General features: G+C 59.7%; 18 protein-coding genes. 5 read left to right on the top strand and 13 right to left on the bottom strand.

All coding sequences use genetic code 11. The features are described 5' to 3' along the window. Positions 1 to 24 precede the first annotated feature (24 nt). The 13 genes from ABID12_RS09140 to ABID12_RS09080 all read right to left on the bottom strand — a co-directional run bounded on the left by ABID12_RS09140 (position 25) and on the right by ABID12_RS09080 (position 13,142). The gene (locus ABID12_RS09140) at positions 25 to 906 is read right to left on the bottom strand and encodes an LpxI family protein (RefSeq protein WP_354433972.1); all 882 of its coding nucleotides are present in this window, start codon (positions 904 to 906) and stop codon (positions 25 to 27) included. Next, the gene (gene lpxA, locus ABID12_RS09135) at positions 903 to 1,733 is read right to left on the bottom strand and encodes an acyl-ACP--UDP-N-acetylglucosamine O-acyltransferase (RefSeq protein ID WP_354433971.1); all 831 of its coding nucleotides are present in this window, start codon (positions 1,731 to 1,733) and stop codon (positions 903 to 905) included. The genes ABID12_RS09140 and lpxA overlap by 4 nt, the downstream gene beginning before the upstream one ends. Continuing rightward, positions 1,730 to 2,164, bottom strand: coding sequence for a 3-hydroxyacyl-ACP dehydratase FabZ (fabZ, locus tag ABID12_RS09130; protein ID WP_106311068.1), 435 nt, complete (start codon positions 2,162 to 2,164; stop codon positions 1,730 to 1,732). The genes lpxA and fabZ overlap by 4 nt, the downstream gene beginning before the upstream one ends. A gap of 25 nt (positions 2,165 to 2,189) precedes the next feature. Continuing rightward, a complete protein-coding gene (gene lpxD / locus ABID12_RS09125) occupies positions 2,190 to 3,245 on the bottom strand; it encodes a UDP-3-O-(3-hydroxymyristoyl)glucosamine N-acyltransferase (protein WP_354433970.1) in 1,056 nt (351 codons plus the stop codon). A gap of 44 nt (positions 3,246 to 3,289) precedes the next feature. Continuing rightward, complete coding sequence (bamA, locus tag ABID12_RS09120; protein ID WP_354433969.1) at positions 3,290 to 5,629, bottom strand: outer membrane protein assembly factor BamA; 2,340 nt, start codon at positions 5,627 to 5,629, stop codon at positions 3,290 to 3,292. 318 nt (positions 5,630 to 5,947) lie between these two features. Then, entirely contained in the window at positions 5,948 to 7,084 is a 1,137-nt protein-coding gene (rseP, locus tag ABID12_RS09115; RefSeq protein WP_354433968.1) for an RIP metalloprotease RseP, read from the bottom strand. After that, positions 7,074 to 7,952, bottom strand: coding sequence for a phosphatidate cytidylyltransferase (locus tag ABID12_RS09110; protein WP_354433967.1), 879 nt, complete (start codon positions 7,950 to 7,952; stop codon positions 7,074 to 7,076). The genes rseP and ABID12_RS09110 overlap by 11 nt, the downstream gene beginning before the upstream one ends. Further along, positions 7,952 to 8,698, bottom strand: a complete 747-nt coding sequence (locus ABID12_RS09105) for an isoprenyl transferase (protein ID WP_354433966.1) — start codon at positions 8,696 to 8,698, stop codon at positions 7,952 to 7,954. The genes ABID12_RS09110 and ABID12_RS09105 overlap by 1 nt, the downstream gene beginning before the upstream one ends. 38 nt (positions 8,699 to 8,736) lie before the next feature. Next, a complete protein-coding gene (gene frr, locus ABID12_RS09100) occupies positions 8,737 to 9,297 on the bottom strand; it encodes a ribosome recycling factor (RefSeq protein ID WP_354433965.1) in 561 nt (186 codons plus the stop codon). Positions 9,298 to 9,349: 52 nt separating this feature from the next. Continuing rightward, complete coding sequence (gene pyrH / locus ABID12_RS09095; RefSeq protein ID WP_227023779.1) at positions 9,350 to 10,069, bottom strand: UMP kinase; 720 nt, start codon at positions 10,067 to 10,069, stop codon at positions 9,350 to 9,352. Between the two features lie 92 nt (positions 10,070 to 10,161). Beyond that, a complete protein-coding gene (gene tsf / locus ABID12_RS09090; RefSeq protein ID WP_354433964.1) occupies positions 10,162 to 11,088 on the bottom strand; it encodes a translation elongation factor Ts in 927 nt (308 codons plus the stop codon). Positions 11,089 to 11,309: 221 nt separating this feature from the next. Further along, positions 11,310 to 12,125, bottom strand: a complete 816-nt coding sequence (gene rpsB / locus ABID12_RS09085; RefSeq protein WP_354433963.1) for a 30S ribosomal protein S2 — start codon at positions 12,123 to 12,125, stop codon at positions 11,310 to 11,312. 207 nt (positions 12,126 to 12,332) lie between these two features. Next, positions 12,333 to 13,142, bottom strand: coding sequence for an EipB family protein (locus ABID12_RS09080; protein ID WP_354433962.1), 810 nt, complete (start codon positions 13,140 to 13,142; stop codon positions 12,333 to 12,335). 92 nt (positions 13,143 to 13,234) lie between these two features. Here ABID12_RS09080 and ABID12_RS09075 point away from each other — a divergent pair, with 92 nt between their 5' ends. From ABID12_RS09075 to ABID12_RS09055, 5 genes are read left to right on the top strand one after another with little or no spacing between them, the layout of a single operon-like run. Next, positions 13,235 to 13,702 carry a RidA family protein gene (locus tag ABID12_RS09075; protein WP_354433961.1) on the top strand — a complete coding sequence of 156 codons (468 nt, stop codon included), beginning with the start codon at positions 13,235 to 13,237 and terminating at the stop codon, positions 13,700 to 13,702. Between the two features lies 1 nt (position 13,703). Beyond that, complete coding sequence (locus tag ABID12_RS09070) at positions 13,704 to 14,414, top strand: glycerophosphodiester phosphodiesterase family protein (protein ID WP_354433960.1); 711 nt, start codon at positions 13,704 to 13,706, stop codon at positions 14,412 to 14,414. A 22-nt stretch (positions 14,415 to 14,436) separates the two neighbouring features. Next, entirely contained in the window at positions 14,437 to 15,612 is a 1,176-nt protein-coding gene (locus tag ABID12_RS09065) for a GNAT family N-acetyltransferase (RefSeq protein WP_354433959.1), read from the top strand. 32 nt (positions 15,613 to 15,644) lie between these two features. Further along, positions 15,645 to 16,082, top strand: a complete 438-nt coding sequence (locus ABID12_RS09060; protein WP_354433958.1) for an HIT family protein — start codon at positions 15,645 to 15,647, stop codon at positions 16,080 to 16,082. Between the two features lie 18 nt (positions 16,083 to 16,100). Next, a complete protein-coding gene (locus ABID12_RS09055; RefSeq protein WP_354433957.1) occupies positions 16,101 to 16,592 on the top strand; it encodes an MgtC/SapB family protein in 492 nt (163 codons plus the stop codon). Positions 16,593 to 16,871 lie beyond the last annotated feature (279 nt).

The following is a 16,871-nucleotide window of genomic DNA, read 5'->3' as shown; positions in this document are numbered from 1 at the left end:
CTTCACTCCCATGAAGAGATTGGTTCACGACGCGGGCGCAGCGATCTCGTCCGGCTCGAGCCCGTAAAGGAAAAGCCCTGCCCTGTCGGCTTCCGCAATGGTTTCCGCGCGATCCAGCACCAGTGCGCGTCCGGCCTCCACCGCGATACCGCCAAGGCCTGCGGCCGATGCCGCACGCACGGTTTCCGGGCCAATCGACGGCAGGTCGGCGCGCAGATCCTGCTGGGGTTTGCACAGTTTGACAAGCGCGCCCCGGTGCTTTCGTGATATCCGTCCGCTTTCACGCATTGTGCGGACCCGTTCCAACATCTGGTCGGTTCCTTCAGCGCCTTCAAGCGCGACAACCCGGCCGCCAAGGCTGACCGCCCCCTGGCCGATATCCATCGCGCCGATGGTCCGCGCTGCTTCGGCCGCCGCCCGAATATCGCCAATCGCCTCGCGATCCGGCGCAACGGTGCCCAGCACGCCCGTTGTTGCCAGAAGATCGCCGGCAATCGCCTGTGCTGCGATGATTTCGAAGCCATGGCGCTCGAAAAGGTCGATTACCATGCGCAGCACCTTGTCATCGCCGCCGCTTTTCAGCTTTTTCAAAATCGAGGGAAGCGACAGAAATACACGCGCGGTCGGCCTGAGGCCGAAAAGGTCCGGCCGCGTCGTCACACCGCCCGACAGCACAACTTTCCGTATGCCGCGTTTCTGGAGGGCGGTGACGACCGGCCGGAACGCGCCAATATCGGCCTCCATATGGTCAAAATCGGTCCAGTCATGGCTGCGTTCGCTGCGCAGCTGAATGATGAAGGGCGGTGTGCCGGCCTGACGCGCGGCCTCGGCGACATAAAACGGCAGACGGCCGTTTCCGGCGATGATCGCGACCGGCTCCGATCCGGAAGCCGATGCCGCACTCACGCCTTGCTGCCCCGCCGCCTGGAGCCGGGCGTCGTCAAAGCCCGCTCGCTGTCGCGGTCAAGAACGAAGTCGATGATTTCGCGGGCAGCGCCTTCCGCCTCATCCCCGCTCTCAAGCAGGGCGCGGGCGTTGCCGATGACCGTGCCGGCAGCGAAAATCGCCTGATAGGCCCTGCGAACGGCATGGATCTCGCCCTTGCTCATACCGGCGCGCTGCATGCCGACCACATTGAGCCCCCCCATGAACGCCGGATTGTCGACCACCATGGCATAGGGAATCACGTCGTTGACCACGCCGGCGAGCCCGCCGATGAATGCCTGCCGCCCGATCTGCACGAACTGATGGATCGCCGCGCCGCCGCTCAGGATCACCCGGTCATGAACCGTCGCATGGCCGCCGACCATGACATTGTTCGACAGGATCACATTATTGCCGATGCGGCAGTCGTGCCCGACATGGGAATTGGCCAGAAACAGGTTGTCATGGCCAACAACGGTTTCACCGCCACCGTGGGACGAGCCGGTATTGATAGTCACGCCTTCACGGAAGACGCAGTTGCGGCCGACTTCAAGCCGTGTCTGGCTGCCGTCATGACGGATGCTTTGCGGTGCACCGCCGATCACCGCCATGGGAAACACCTGGCAGTCGTCGCCCAGCCGTGTCGCCCCCTCCACCACCGCATGGTGCAGAAGCTTCACATTGTCGCCGAGCACAGCATTGGCGCCGACGTAACAGAACGCGCCGATTTCGGCGTGCTCACCAATCACGGCTCCGTCCTCGACAATCGCGCGGCTGTCGATTTTTGCGGAGCTGGCAATATTGGTCATTCTTCGTCCTTGCGCACCATCATGGCACCGATATCAGCCTCGGCGACAAGCTGGTCGTTGACAAGCGCCTCGCAGTGGAACTTCCACACGCGGCGGCGCTGTTTCTGTTTGACGACCTTGTAATACACCTGATCTCCCGGCACCACCGGCTTGCGGAAACGGGCATTGTCTATCGTCATGAAATACACGAGATTGTCGACTTCATTGGCCTTGTGAGCACAGATCGCGCCCGCCGTCTGAGCCATTCCCTCGACAAGAAGAACGCCGGGCATGATCGGCATTTCCGGGAAATGCCCCTGGAAATGCGGCTCGTTGGCCGTGACATTCTTGATTCCAACCGCGCTTTCGTCGCCTTCAATCTCGACAATGCGGTCTACCAGCAGAAAAGGGTAACGATGAGGCAGGAACTTCATGATTTCCAGAAGATCCATCGTCCCCAACGTTTCTTTCGTTTCTTCACTCACCTTTTTTGTCTCCCGATTTCGCTGACTGCCGTGCGATCTCTGCCACTTCTTTCAGATAATCCCGGATCGGCCGTGCGGGATTCCCCCCTATCCGGTCTCCCGCAGGCACAGAGTTCAGCACACCGCTCTTGCCGGCGATCTGCGCGCCACTGCCAATTTCGATATGGCCATTGATACCGGTCTGCCCGCCGATCATCACTCCGTCGCCGATCCTGGTGCTGCCTGCAACACCCGACTGGCTCACGATACCGCAATGCCGGCCGATCTGCACATTATGGCCGATCTGCACCAGATTATCGATCTTGGTGCCTTCGCCGATGACCGTGTCGTCCATCGCGCCACGGTCGATCGTGGTATTGGCCCCGATTTCAACATCGTCCTGAATGATGACCCGGCCGACCTGCGGCAGCTTCACCATGCCCGTCGGTCCCGGCGCATAGCCGAACCCGTCCTGACCGATGCGCGCACCGGTATGGATGATGACATTGTTGCCGATCAGTGCATTGGACACCGAAACATGCGCGCCGAGCGTGACATTGCGGCCGATCTTCACATCGGCGCCGACCACGGCGCCGCACAGAACCCGCGAACCCGCGCCAATCACAGCACGCGCGCCGATCACCGCAAACGGCTCGATCTGAACGCTTTTCTCGATAACAGCCGTATCGTCAACAACCGCCTGCGGTGAAATGCCGGCCTGACGGTTCAACGCGGCCTGCGGACGCATCGCGGCCGGATAGAGCTGAGCCGCCGCACGCGCAAAGGCAAGCTGCGGCGCATCTGAAACAAGCGCCGGCAGCTCTGCCGGAATATGCTTTTTAAGGTCGGGAGAACAGAACACCGCCGCCGCACGACAGGTTTTCAGCTGATCGATATTGCTGCGCGAAAGGATGTAACAGATATCGTAGGGCCCTGCCCGATAGATCGGTGACACCGATTCAACCATACGGTCGCCGCTATCCGGTTTAGACAACACCGACCCGGTGCGCTCAGCCAATACGTCGAGACGAATTGACTGCCGCGCACCGAAAAACTGGTTCTGATCCATTTTTCTCTCCAGAACAGTGACGAAATAAGCTCTGGACAGGGAGATCAGAACGAGTTGGCAATTCCGAAGCGGAAATGCTGGGTCTCGTCGAAATCTTCCTTGGCGAACGGAACGGCGTAATCGAAGCGAAGATCGCCGAAAGGCGAGTTCCAGATCAGACCGATACCGGCAGACGCGCGGACCGCAAAGTCCGTACCCTCGATAGCCGTATTGTTAACCTCAACGGCGTTGCCCCAGGCCGAACCGGCGTCGACATACGCTGCACCACGCAGGTTGATGTCTTCCGGAATGAGCGGAAGCGGGAAGTTCGCCTCAGCCGAAATGGTCGCATAATACTGTGCCCCGAGCGCATCACCCTGCTGCACCGTGCGCGGACCAATACCGTTCTGCTTGAAGCCGCGGATTTCCTGACCACCGATGGTGAACTGGTCGAACACATTCAGATCATCATCGAAGGGCGTTACGAAACCACCGCGTCCCGTCAGCGAGCCGATGATATCCGCCTGATCCGAAATCATCTGATACCAGCGGACCTTACCGGTCATCGCGTAATAGTGCGAATCGCCGCCAAGACCAGCGACCGTATTGGTCAGGTTGGCCAGAACGCCTTCACGCGGCAGCTGCCGGCTATCAACACTCGAGAAGTCGAAGGACTGCTCGACCGACGATACGGTCCAGGGGCTGCCATTGACCAGATCCTGGAACACCGGAGACAGATTGTTCGGGTTTTCCCAATCGCCGGCACCATCATATTCGAACTGCTGATAGACATATTTGATGGTCGAGCTGAGATCGTCGGTCAGCGGCGCCGTCAGGCGGATATCGCCGGCCGTCTCGGCATAGGTGTAGTAATCCTGCGAAGCCGAATAGGAGCGATACAGATCGAAACCGGCCGCCACGCGATAGCCCAGGAAGAAGGGTTCGGTGAAGGAGAAGTTGTAGATCTGCGAATCGTCGTCACCAAGACCGGCCGATGCGCGGATGAACTGGCCACGTCCGAGGAAGTTGCGTTCCTGAACCGAGAGTTCGAGAACCAGCGAGTCACCTTCGGCATCGTAGCCGGCGCCGACCGAGAACGAACCTGTCGGCTCGTCGGTCACATCGACGACCAGGACGACGCGGTCCGGCGCGCTGCCCGGCTGGGTGGTGATGCTGACATCACTGAAATAGCCGAGCGCTTCCAGACGCCGCTTGGTGCGTGCGATCATCTCGCGGTTATAGGCATCGCCTTCGGCCAGTTCGAACTCACGCCGAATGACGTAGTCACGCGTACGCGTATTGCCGACAATGTCGATGCGCTCGATATAGGCCCGGACGCCCTGATCGATCTCGTAATTCACCGACAATGTGTCATTGCTGAAGTTACGGTCGCCGCGCGGCGTGACCTGCGCGAACGGATACCCCTGGGAAGAAACCGATGCGGCGATCGATTCGGAGGTCTTCTGAATATCGTCGGCATCATAAATCTTGCCGGCCTTGGTCTTGATGTCACCCTTCAACGTGGCGGTATCGACACCTTCAACCGTCGATGCAACGCCGATATCACCGAAACGATAACGATCGCCCTCGGAAATGTTGAACGTGATCGAATAGGAATTGTCTTCCTCGCTATAATCCACATCCGTGGAGATCAGGCGATAATCGGGGAAGCCGTGATTGTTATAGAAATCACGCAGAAGCTGTTCGTCATGACGCAGCTTGTCGGGATTGTAGATATCCTTGCGCGTCAGGAACGACAGCGGCGTCGAGCGCTTTGTGGAAATCACCGAGGCCAGACGAGAATCGCCGAATGTGTTGTTGCCTTCGAAATTGATCTTGCGGGTCTTGGTCCGCCCACCCTCATCGATGACAAAGGCAACGTTGACCCTGTTGTCCTGAACGGTCGCGGTATCAATGCTGACCTCAACGTCGGAACGGCCGATCTGCGAATAGGCGTCCTTGATGCGCTGGGCATCAAGCTCGGCCTGCGCCCTGTTGAACGGACCAAGCGAATGCAGCTGCACGACGCCCTGAAGCTTCTTGTCGTCAACCTTGCGGTTGCCGTTGAAGACGACCTGGTTGATCAGCTGGTTCTCGGTCACGTTCACAACGAGCGTCGAACCGGAAACCGAAATCTTGACGTCGGAGAAATAGCCCGAGCTGTAAAGATTGCGAATGGACTGGTTGATATCGGCGTCGGTGAAGCTGCGGCCCGGCTGAATCGTCAACTTGGAGCGGATCGCATCCGAACCGGCCTGATTGGTGCCATTGACGACAATATTACTCACAACAGCAGCGTAAGCGCTCGAGGGCAAGGCAACAGCAGCAACAATCCCCCCGGAAGCAGCGACAGCCAACGAAAGCGCCGCACCTGAAACTGTGTTCAAAAATCTTGAACCGGCCATGCTATTATCTACCCTTTATGATCGCTCAATATCAGCGTTTTAGAGGTTTTCCCGTCTTTTGTTCTAAAGACTTCACACCTCCACGCAATAGAAAGCCGCCCGACTTTTGCAACTTCCGCCCCAAGCGTGGCCAAATCGCCACGTTCTTTTCACAATATGGTAAACGGAAGGCTACAATAACCGAAACGTATCTACTGCGCTTCTCCTATCATCTCCTACGCCAAAGGCAAGGCCACATTCGCACACTCCCCCCTTCGCCACAAGATCATTCACATCTGCTTTAGCCAAACAGTCTCAAAGGGTTAAAAACGGAATGTCTCAACCCATCCGGCCAATTGTGTCGTTCCAGGTGGCGAAAACCATCAGCGCAAGCACCAGGAACAATCCGATGCGGAAGGCAAATTCCTGAACCCTGACCGACAGCGGACGCCCGCGCACGGCCTCGATTACGTAAAACAGCAGATGGCCGCCATCCAGCATGGGCACCGGCAACAGATTGAACAGACCGACGGAGACAGACAGAATCGCGGCAAAATTGGCAAAGGCGACAATCCCGAGCGATGCCATCTGCCCGGCCATTGTCGCCACCCGCACAGGTCCGCCGATCTGATCGGCCTTCATGCGGCCGGCAAAAACGTTGGTGATATAGTCATAGGTGCTGACGACGATGTGCCAGCTCTGCAGCGCGCCCTGTCCGATCGCTTCAAGCGGCTGATAGCGCTCGACCCGGAAATTACCCGAATCGCGGGTGCCCACCACACCGATCCGGCCAAGCTCCATCGCGTTTCCGAACTGGTCCTGCTCCTCGATGCGTTCCGGCACCACCGTGAGATCGACCGGCGCACCGTCGCGTTCCACCGTCACGTGGATGGGAACGCCGGGTCGCACGCTGACATAGCGCACCACTGCATCGAAGGTTCCGACCTTCTGGCCATCGAGCGACATCATGATATCGCCGGGCTGTATCCCGGCTTTGGCCGCCGGGCTGTCGGCAACGACCTCACCAACGACGGGATCGGAAACACCGCGGCCGTAAACAGAGAAGATGACCGCAAAAATGGCGATTGCCAGCAGGAAATTCGCTATCGGACCGGCGGCAACAGTCAGCGTCCGTTTCCACAGCGCCGCGCCGTTGAAGGTCTTTGCGCGCTCCTCGGGCGGCATCGCGTCCACACCGGCAAAATCGGGGCGGCTGGCCGCGTCCTCGTCACCGTAAAAGCGCACATAGCCGCCAAGCGGTATCGCGCACAGCTTCCAACGAGTGCCATGCTTGTCGGTTCGCCCGACAATCTCCGGGCCGAAACCGAGCGAAAACGCCAGAATGCGAATTCCGCACCAGCGCGCCACCAGATAGTGCCCCAGCTCGTGAAAGAAGACGAGAAAGGAGATCGCCACCAGAAAGGCAACGATCATTCCCGGTGCGTTTGTAAAACCGATACCCAATTCAGGCTCCATGAACGGGCGGCAGGGCCATCAGGCCACTCCACCGAAAAAGCACCGCGCCGACGCTGTCGCCCGTGCCGGACAGCATGGCGAAACCGGCCAAGATAAACATCGCGAATGCGGCGGCGACAAGTCCGTCCACACGATCCATCACCCCGCCATGGCCGGGAATGAGATGGCTGGAATCCTTGGCGCCACACCGCCGTTTAAGCGCTGATTCGAACAGGTCGCCGGCCTGGCTGACCGCTGACAGCACCACCGCCAGCAAGGCCAGAAGCACCGACGGCCTGCCGCCATAGGCAACACAAAGGCCAAGCGCGGCGGCAACACCGAAGACTGTACCGCCAATGGCGCCGGACCAGGTTTTGCCGGGCGAGATCGCAGGGGCAAGCTTGGGACCGCCAAACGTACGCCCGACGAAATAGGCCATGATGTCTGTCGACCAGACGACGGCAAAGATGAACAGGGTCGCGTAAAGACCTCCAGCGCTACCGCTTCTGATGGCGGCAAGCGAGACCATCGCCGCACCGGCATAGAGGAGCGCGCCGCCAAACCACAGCGGGACCGGTCTGCTGCGGCCATACGCCCAAGCGCCACCGGCGGCGATGGCCGAAAGCAACAGCGCGGGCACAAACAATTCCAGGAACGTCAGAATGGCGGTCGCAATCATGACAGCCCAGCCTGACAGCAGAACGGTGATGCTTTCCCCACGCCCGGCCGAAGGCCTGGAACGGCTCATCGCCAGCCATTCGTAAAAAACGAGAAGACCGATGCCGACGGCGAGAAGCAGAAAGGCCGCACCGCCGAACCAGGTCGCAGCCAGAACCGCGAGCGCCAGCACCACGCCCGACATGATCCGCAATTGCAGTTCCCGGCCCATCAGGACCCCGTCATAACAGCGGTCGGCTGGACCACATCGCCGAAGCGACGCGAACGCCGCGCATATTCCCTGAGCGCCTCGTCAAACACGTCCTTGGAAAATTCCGGCCACAGACACGGCAAAAACACCAGTTCGGAATAGGCCGACTGCCACATCAGGAAATTGGAAAGACGCTGTTCTCCGCTGGTGCGGATGATCAGGTCAGGATCGGGGATCCCCGCCGTATCGAGACGTCCGGACACCAGCGCCTCATTAATCTCGTCCGGCGAAATCCGGCCCTCGACCGCGTCACGCGCCAGCGCTGCCGCCGCGCGCGCGATTTCGGCGCGCGAACCATAGTTCACGGCGACGACGACATGGAGGCCGGTATTGTTGCGGGTCAGCTCTTCGGCGTATTCGAGTGCGCCCAGAACCTTGGCACCCAGCCCGTTACGCTCGCCGATCATCTGGAAGCGCATGTTCTGGGCATGATAGTTCTGCAACTCGCGGTGAATGAAGATCGCGATCAGATCCATGATGTCGCGGACTTCATCCTTGGGCCGTTTCCAGTTTTCCGAGGAAAAGGCGAACAGCGTCAGGTGCCCGATTTCGGCGTCCCGCGCCGCCTCAACGGCGCGGCGCACCGCCTCGACACCCTTGCGGTGTCCGAAAATACGCTTCAAACCCCGACCATTCGCCCATCTTCCGTTGCCATCCATAATAATGGCGACGTGATCCGGCTTGGCACTATCTGCGAATGGCGTCATATCGTTGCTCAAATTCTTGAAAAAATGCAGGTTAAAAATCAGACCTGCATGATTTCTTTTTCTTTCTCCGCAAGCAAGTCTTCAATGCGAGAAATCGAACCATCGGTCAATTTCTGCACTTCATCCGACAGCGAACGGCTGTCATCCTGACTGATATCGCCGTCTTTTTCAGCCTTTTTCAGCGCATCCATACCATCGCGTCGAACGTGACGGATCGCAACCTTGGCCTTCTCGGCATATTCATGCGCAACCTTGACCAGCGAACGACGGCGTTCCTCGTTCAGCTCGGGCAGCGGAATGCGCAGATTCTGACCGTCCATGATCGGATTGAGGCCGAGATGCGATTCGCGGATTGCCCGGTCCACTGCGCTCACCATGCCCTTGTCCCAGACATTGACCGACAGCATGCGCGGCTCCGGCACGGTGATGTTGGAAACCTGGTTGAGCGGCACTTTCGAACCATAGGCCTCAACCTGAACCGGGTCCAGAATATTGGCGGAAGCCCGGCCCGTACGCAGCGAGGTAATGTCGCTGACAAAGGCGTTGACGGCGCCTTCCATACGGCGCTCGAGATCTTTCATATCGGTTGCATCGCTCATCATCATTCTCCCGTCTTGCGCCAGACCTGCCCTTGGGGTCGTCGCGCAGTCATCATTCGTCAGTTACGATTGTCTTGCGGCCGCCGCCGGCCAGAATCTGACCGAAACCACCGCGTTCGTGAATGGAAAACACGATAATCGGTATATTGTTCTCCCGTGCCACCGCAACGGCGGCAACATCCATCACCTGCAGGCCACGTTCCAGCACCTGACTGTGTGTCAGCGCTTCGAAGCGTGTGGCCTCCGGATTGGTCTTCGGGTCTGCGGAATAGATACCGTCGACCTGGGTGCCCTTGAAGATCGCCTCCGCACCGATCTCGGCTGCACGCAGGGCTGCTGCTGAATCCGTGGTGAAGAACGGGTTGCCGGTACCGCCGGCAAAGATCACCACCCTGCCCGCATCCATATGCGTGCGTGTGGCGCGCTGGGAAAACGACTGGCAGATCTCCGGCATCGCAATCGCCGACAGCACCACCGTATCCACATCCATCTTGCGCAGGGAGGTCGCCAGCGCCAGTGCGTTGATCACCGTCCCCAGCATGCCCATGTGGTCGCCGGTGACGCGTTCGCCACCCTTGGAGGCCACCGCAACGCCGCGGAAGATATTGCCGCCGCCAACCACGATCCCGACCTCGACGCCCATGGCGCGGACCTCGGCGATATCGGAGGCAATCCGGTCAGCAACGTTGACATCGATACCAAAGCCCTGATTGCCCATCAGGGCCTCACCGGAAACCTTCAGCAAAACACGCCTGAAAATCGGATTCGTCAAAACCACAAACTCCTAAAAAGCAATGCCATCCGGATACACGAAGGGCGCCGCAATGTCACGCAGCGCCCTTCAAATTACCAGCCGTTGGACGATCAGCCCTTGGCGGTTGCAGCAACCTCGGCAGCGAAGTCGCTCTCTTCCTTCTCAACGCCTTCACCAAGCGCCAGACGGGCAATGGCGGCAACCTTGATCGGTGCGCCGGCTTCCTTCTCGGCTTCCTTGACAGCTTCCTCGACCGTCAGGTCGGGGTTGATGACGAAGGACTGCGACAGAAGCGCGACTTCCTCGAAGAACTTGCGCATGCGGCCTTCAACCATCTTTTCGGCGATGTTGGCGGGCTTGCCGGATTCCTTGGCCTGCTCCAGGAAAACCGCACGTTCGCGGTCGGCAACATCCTTGTCGACTTCCTCGGCGCGCACAGCAAGCGGGTTGGTCGCGGCAACGTGCATGGCAACCTGACGGCCGATGGCGGCCAGCACAGCCTTGTCGCCTTCCGATTCCAGTGCAACCAGAACGCCGAGCTTGCCAAGACCGTCGGCAACGGCATTGTGCATGTAGGTGGCAACGACGCCCGAGCCGACCGAAAGCTTGGCGGCGCGGCGCAGCGTCATGTTTTCGCCGATCGTGCCGATTGCATCCTTGATGCTGTCAGCAACGCTCTTGCCGGTTGCCGGATAGGTCGCAGCGCCGATCGCATCGACGGAACCGTCGGTCGACAGCGCAACTTCGGCAACGCCGGAAACCATGGTCTGGAACGCTTCGTTGCGGGCAACGAAGTCGGTCTCGGAGTTGATTTCAACGACAACAGCTTCCGTGTCGCCGCCAGCAAAGCCGATCAGGCCTTCGGCGGCCGTGCGATCCGACTTCTTGTCGGCCTTGGAAATGCCCTTGGCGCGCAGCCAGTCGATGGCCGCTTCCATGTCGCCGTCATTTTCGGTGAGCGCCTTTTTGCAATCCATCATGCCTGCGCCGCTCTTTTCGCGCAGTTCCTTCACCATTGCAGCCGTAATCGTGCTCATAACTTGCCTCTCGTCCATTCGCTTAGCAGCGTTGTCGCATCAAAACGCCGCCGGTTGGGCAACGAAGTGTACCCGTACTGTGACAGGGTGATGAAACCCCTGCGGCAGACCGACAAGGCCCGCCGGCTCAAATTCTTGCAGGAAGCGCACCGGCAACACCGATGCGCTTCTGAGCATACAGAGCGGGCCGCGGTCTGACCGCAGCCCTTTTACCCTGAAACTTACTCTGCCGGCTTTTCGGCAGAGGCGTCTTCGGCAGGCGCTTCAGCCGGAGCTTCGGCTTCGTCCTCAAGCGCGGTTTCGGCGGGCGCTTCGGAAGCTGCACCGAGATCGACGCCCTGTGCGCCCTGCTGGCGGGCGATACCGTCAATGGCTGCGCGCGAGATCAGGTCGCAGTAAAGGGCAATCGCGCGCGAGGCGTCGTCATTGCCGGGGATCGGGTAATCGACTTCATCCGGATCGCAGTTGGAATCGACGATCGCGACAACCGGAATGCCAAGACGCTTGGCTTCTTCGATGGCGATCTTTTCCTTGTTGGTGTCGATGATGACGATCAGGTCCGGAACACCGCCCATGTCGCGGATACCGCCAAGAGCGCGGTCGAGCTTTTCACGCTCGCGGTCGAGGTTCAGGCGTTCCTTCTTGGTGAAGCCCTGTGCCTCGTTGGCGAGGATTTCGTCAAGCTTGCGCAGACGCTGGATCGAGTTGGAAATCGTGCGCCAGTTGGTCAGCATACCGCCGAGCCAGCGGGAGTTGACGTAGTACTGGGCCGAACGCTGAGCCGAATCGGCAACGATCTCGGAGGCCTGACGCTTGGTGCCGACCATCAGAACGCGGCCATTGCGGGCAACGGTGTCGGAAACGACCTGCAGGGCGCGCGACAGCATCGGCACCGTCTGGGCGAGATCGAGAATGTGGATGTTGTTGCGGTCGCCAAAGATGTAGGGCTTCATCTTCGGGTTCCAGCGGTGGGTCTGGTGACCAAAATGAACGCCTGCCTCAAGCAGCTGGCGCATGGTAAAGTCGGGCAATGCCATTGCCTTTTCTCCTTTTCCGGTTGAACCTCCGCAGACCTCAAGACCAGACACCAAAATGCCTGTCACCGGCGGAACATCCCGGATTTCTCCCGGAACACCCCATGGCCTGCGTGTGGAATGAGGGCGCGATACCCGGTTTTTCAGGAAATTGCAAGAGCTTCGGCCGACCGACGTGCGATCTGGCACGCTCTGGCCTAAAAACCGTCTTCAGGGCCTGACCGAAAGTGCTGCCGACGCGGTTTCGCACGGCGCGCGTTCAAGCTTTTCCAGTTTGGTCAGTTTTCCCGCGATCTTGAAATTGCCGAAATCCATCAGCAGATCGCGACCGACCCCGTCAGCGGAGATCAGCATCGAAATCGCATAATCAGGCGTTTCGTCGCCGCTCATTTTGCCCAACGAAAAATAGGCCGAGGTTATCGGCCAGCGCGCCTCGCCGTCTTTTCCCTCGCGGCGGTCGCCGATAACGGTCACTGCGCGCATGGCATCCTCGCCCGAACCGTCAAACGAGGTCGCCTCATAGGTGCGGCGGCCATCTTCCGCCGCCAGAATGACATTGGCCATGTATTCCGTCGGGAATTCGGCATCCTGCAATTCGACCGGCTGCGTATCATCGCCGCCGAATGTGACGGAAACTGCGCCCTTGCCCGTGCGCCGCGCCTCGCCGACGGTTTCCGACTGCAGCGAAAAATCCGAAAACAGCGTGTTGGAAAAGGCCAGCGCCCCGTGATCTTCGAATGAAGATGAAACCTGGTCGGTGACCAGTGAACCACTTTCGCGGACAACATCGGTGACCATCCGCATTTCAGTGGTGTAGCCGGCACAGTCGCTGCCGGAAAACAGATAGACGAAGCGGCCCGAAAGCCCCTCGATTCCCGATTGGGCCGAGGCCCGGTCCAGCGAAAGCTCATAGACCGCACGGTGCGGCAACAGGGAAACGCCGGAGGCAGACGGACCGGCTGCCAACGCCCCCACCGCCAGAGTGGTCCAGAAAATTCCCGTCGCCGCTAATATCCGCATCTATATTCCCCTTGGCTTTGTAACCCAAGTGTATAGAAATGTGTCCGTTCTGCCAATTGTTGATACATTCCTTTCATCAGCCGGAGTCGAATATGTCCGAAACCGTTTCAGATCGCCTCAAAGCCCTCTCCATCACGCTTCCCGCAGCCTCCGCGCCCGCCGCCAATTACCTCCCCTTCGCCGCCACCGAAAACCTGCTGTTCATCTCCGGTCAGTTGCCGACGGAAAACGGCAGAATGGTCGCCACAGGACATCTCGGCGCCGATGTTTCGCTGGAAGACGGACAGAAGGCCGCACGCGCCTGCGCCATCAACATCATCGCCCAGATCAATGCAGCGCTTGACGGCGATCTTGACCGGGTCAAACGCGTGTTGAAGCTGTCGGGCTTCGTGGCCTCCGCGCCGGACTTCACGGACCAGCATCTGGTCATAAATGGCGCCTCCGACCTGATTGCCGCGGTCTTCGGCGATGCGAGCAAGCACAGCCGCGCTGCCGTCGGCATGGCCGCGCTGCCGCTGAACGCCGCCGTTGAAATCGATGCAATCGTGGAGATCGCCTGACATGCGATGCCATGACTGGCTGACGGCCCGGCCGATTGCCCATCGCGGCTATCACGACATGAACGAGGCGATCTGGGAAAACACGCTTCCCGCCTTTGCCCGCGCCATCGACAACGACCTGGCCATCGAGTGCGACATTCGCCTTTCGGCCGACGGCAAGGTGATCGTGTTTCATGACGACGATCTCGTGCGACTTTGCGGGCGTTCCGACACCATCGAATCGCTCGGCGCGGCGGAGATCGAAACAATAAATGTCGGCACGTCAGGGGCGACCATCCCGCGCCTTGAGGCCCTGCTTGAGGCGACCGATGGCCGTGTGCCGCTCGTCATCGAGCTGAAATCAGGACCGACGGACCCGGACCGCTTCGCAGCCACCGTGCTGGCCGCGATGAAGAACTATGCCGGCTCTCACGCGCTGATGAGCTTCGATGCCGGGATATTGGCGGCGCTGAAGGCGGCAGGCGCCACCTGCCCGCTCGGGCTGACCGCCAACGGCCACACACCGGAAAAATTCGAGGCACACCGCCGCGCCATGACGATCGGTCTTGATTTTGTCTCCTATTATTATGATGATCTGCCCAACGACTTCGTCGCGGGCCTGCGCGATAACGGCGTGCCGGTCATCACCTGGACCGTTCGCAATGCCCGCGCCCGCCAGATCACATTCCAATATGCCGATCAGATGACATTCGAGGGGTTCGATACCGCGTGACTGACCGGCGACGAGAGTTCTGTTGAGCGAAAACCTGCAAATCCGGATTGAAAACAGCTTCACCGCCATTGCCCCGGAGCAATGGGACGCGCTCATGGGCGTTCGCCCGGGGCTGGACGGTGCGGGCTATAACCCGTTTCTGTCCCACGCCTATCTTTCATCGCTGGAAGAATCAGGCTCGGCCTGCGCTCAGACCGGCTGGCTTGGCCATCATCTCCTGCTGGAGACGGAAGACGGCAAGCTGATCGGCGCCCTGCCCGCCTATCTGAAGAACCACAGCCAGGGCGAATATGTGTTCGACCATGGCTGGGCGGATGCCTTCGAGCGCGCCGGCGGGCATTATTATCCCAAGCTTCAGGCCTCGCTGCCGTTTACGCCAGCAACCGCGCCCCATCTTCTGGTGCGCGAGGGCTATGACAAGCCCACCGTGCAAAAGGTGCTGGCCGAGGCGCTGATGACGGTGAGCGACCGTCTCGATGTCTCCTCTGCCCATGTGACCTTCGTGCCGGAGGAGGAGACGGCCGTCTTCGATGATGCCGGTTATCTGCATCGCACCGACCAGCAGTTTCATTTTCTCAATCAGGGCTATGCGGCTTACGCGGATTTTCTCGAGACACTGGCTTCACGCAAGCGCAAGGCGCTGAAGAAGGAACGCCGGGTGGCGCTCGAGGCCGGCATCACCATTGACTGGCTGACCGGAGACGACCTGACAGAAGACATCTGGGACCAGTTCTTCGAATTCTACATGGATACCGGCAGCCGCAAATGGGGCAGGCCATACCTGACGCGCGAATTCTATTCGCTGATCGGCGAACGCATGGCGCGCGATATTCTTCTCGTCATGGCAAAGCGCGACGGCCGCTATATCGCCGGCGCGATCAACTTCATCGGGTCCGACGCGCTTTTCGGCCGCCACTGGGGCTGTGTCGAGGATCATCGCTTTCTGCATTTCGAGGTTTGCTATCATCAGGCCATCGATTTCGCCATCGCCAACAATCTCGCCCGTGTCGAGGCCGGCGCCCAGGGCGAGCACAAGCTGGCGCGCGGCTATGTTCCCGTCACCACCCATTCCGCGCACTACATCACCCATGAAGGCTTGCGAAACGCGGTGGCCGAATTTCTCGTTCACGAACGGGAAGACGTTGCCCATTTCAACGATATCCTGAGCGCACATGCGCCCTACAAGAAGAGCGAATGACGCAAGCCCGCTTGCAAAAGGGAGTGAATACCATGGCAGACGAAACCCACATTGCCGAATATGACGACGACAATATCTTCGCGAAGATCCTGCGCGGCGAGATACCGGCCACCAGGCTTTACGAGGATGACGACGTGATTGCCATCATGGATGTGATGCCGCAGGCGCCGGGACATGTTCTGGTGATCCCGCGCAAGCCGTCACGCAATCTGCTGGACGCCGATCCGGTGGTTGTCGGCAAGGCCATGGCCGTGGTCCAGAAAATGGCCCGCGCCGTCAAGACCGCGTTCGCAGCCGACGGCGTTTTCATCGCCCAGTTCAACGAGCCGGCCGCCGGCCAAACCGTGTTTCACCTGCATTTCCATGTCATCCCGCGGCACGAAGGCGTGGACCTCAAGCGGCATTCGGGCGTTATGGAAGACAGTGCGGTGCTTTCGGCCAATGCCGAAAAGATCCGGGAGCAGCTTTAACAACCCGACGGGAGAACGATGGAAGCCCTGATTGACGATATCACCACCACAGGCGGTCGCGAAAATCTTGTCTTCTTCGTCCGGCTTATGGGCGCGGCGCTGTTCGGCGGGCTGATCGGGCTTGAACGGGAGATGCAGAACCGCTCGGCCGGTCTGCGCACCCACATTCTCGTCAGCCTTGCCGCTGCCCTGTTTGTCATCGTCTCCACCGAGGTGCCGGACCTGATGCCGGAAGACAGCGATGTGCTGCGCATCGATCCGACCCGCGTGATCCAGTCGATCACCGAAGGTGTGGCCTTTCTTGCCGCCGGCATCGTGTTTTTCCAGAAAGGCACCGTCAAGGGGCTGACAACCGGCGCCGGGTTATGGCTTTCCGGCGCCATCGGCCTGACCATCGGGCTCGGGCTGTGGACGCTGGGAATATTTTCCTCGATCCTCGGCATCGTCGTGCTGTTCGTGCTGCACCGGATCGAGGTGCATACGCGGTTGATACCAAGAGTCAATGATTAGGACCCATCTGACCAGAGCGATTTTGAAAGCCGGCTAGGCGAAAACCGCAGTCGTAGCCATAGCTACGGCGAGGATTTTCAACGACGCGGGCTTTCAAAAGCGCCCGGCCCTTTAAGGGTGCGGCTGGAATGGCCACCGAGGGCGTCAAAATCCTCGCGCGATGCTCAAGCATCGCTCTGCGGTATTTTCCTACTCGGACGACCATTCCAGCGCGCATCATATGGGTCCTAATCATTGAGTCTTGGTATGAGCCGCCGCAAGCCCCGGGACAACCGCGCC

Source organism: Martelella mangrovi (assembly GCF_040545495.1).
In the GTDB taxonomy this organism is placed as follows: Bacteria; Pseudomonadota; Alphaproteobacteria; order Rhizobiales; family Rhizobiaceae; genus Martelella; species Martelella mangrovi.
This window is presented reverse-complemented; position numbering and strand designations above follow the sequence as displayed.

Bases quoted from the DNA above. Each gene is read 5' to 3' on its own strand.
- ABID12_RS09080 (WP_354433962.1), bottom strand. From the start codon at position 13,142: ATGCGGATATTAGCGGCGACGGGAATTTTCTGGACCACTCTGGCGGTG.
- tsf (WP_354433964.1), bottom strand. From the start codon at position 11,088: ATGAGCACGATTACGGCTGCAATGGTGAAGGAACTGCGCGAAAAGAGC.
- lpxA (WP_354433971.1), bottom strand. From the start codon at position 1,733: ATGACCAATATTGCCAGCTCCGCAAAAATCGACAGCCGCGCGATTGTC.
- frr (WP_354433965.1), bottom strand. From the start codon at position 9,297: ATGAGCGATGCAACCGATATGAAAGATCTCGAGCGCCGTATGGAAGGC.
- lpxD (WP_354433970.1), bottom strand. From the start codon at position 3,245: ATGGATCAGAACCAGTTTTTCGGTGCGCGGCAGTCAATTCGTCTCGAC.
- ABID12_RS09075 (WP_354433961.1), top strand. From the start codon at position 13,235: ATGTCCGAAACCGTTTCAGATCGCCTCAAAGCCCTCTCCATCACGCTT.
- ABID12_RS09060 (WP_354433958.1), top strand. From the start codon at position 15,645: ATGGCAGACGAAACCCACATTGCCGAATATGACGACGACAATATCTTC.
- rseP (WP_354433968.1), bottom strand. From the start codon at position 7,084: ATGGAGCCTGAATTGGGTATCGGTTTTACAAACGCACCGGGAATGATC.
- rpsB (WP_354433963.1), bottom strand. From the start codon at position 12,125: ATGGCATTGCCCGACTTTACCATGCGCCAGCTGCTTGAGGCAGGCGTT.
- ABID12_RS09110 (WP_354433967.1), bottom strand. From the start codon at position 7,952: ATGGGCCGGGAACTGCAATTGCGGATCATGTCGGGCGTGGTGCTGGCG.
- ABID12_RS09070 (WP_354433960.1), top strand. From the start codon at position 13,704: ATGCGATGCCATGACTGGCTGACGGCCCGGCCGATTGCCCATCGCGGC.
- bamA (WP_354433969.1), bottom strand. From the start codon at position 5,629: ATGGCCGGTTCAAGATTTTTGAACACAGTTTCAGGTGCGGCGCTTTCG.
- ABID12_RS09105 (WP_354433966.1), bottom strand. From the start codon at position 8,698: ATGACGCCATTCGCAGATAGTGCCAAGCCGGATCACGTCGCCATTATT.
- ABID12_RS09055 (WP_354433957.1), top strand. From the start codon at position 16,101: ATGGAAGCCCTGATTGACGATATCACCACCACAGGCGGTCGCGAAAAT.
- fabZ (WP_106311068.1), bottom strand. From the start codon at position 2,164: ATGGATCTTCTGGAAATCATGAAGTTCCTGCCTCATCGTTACCCTTTT.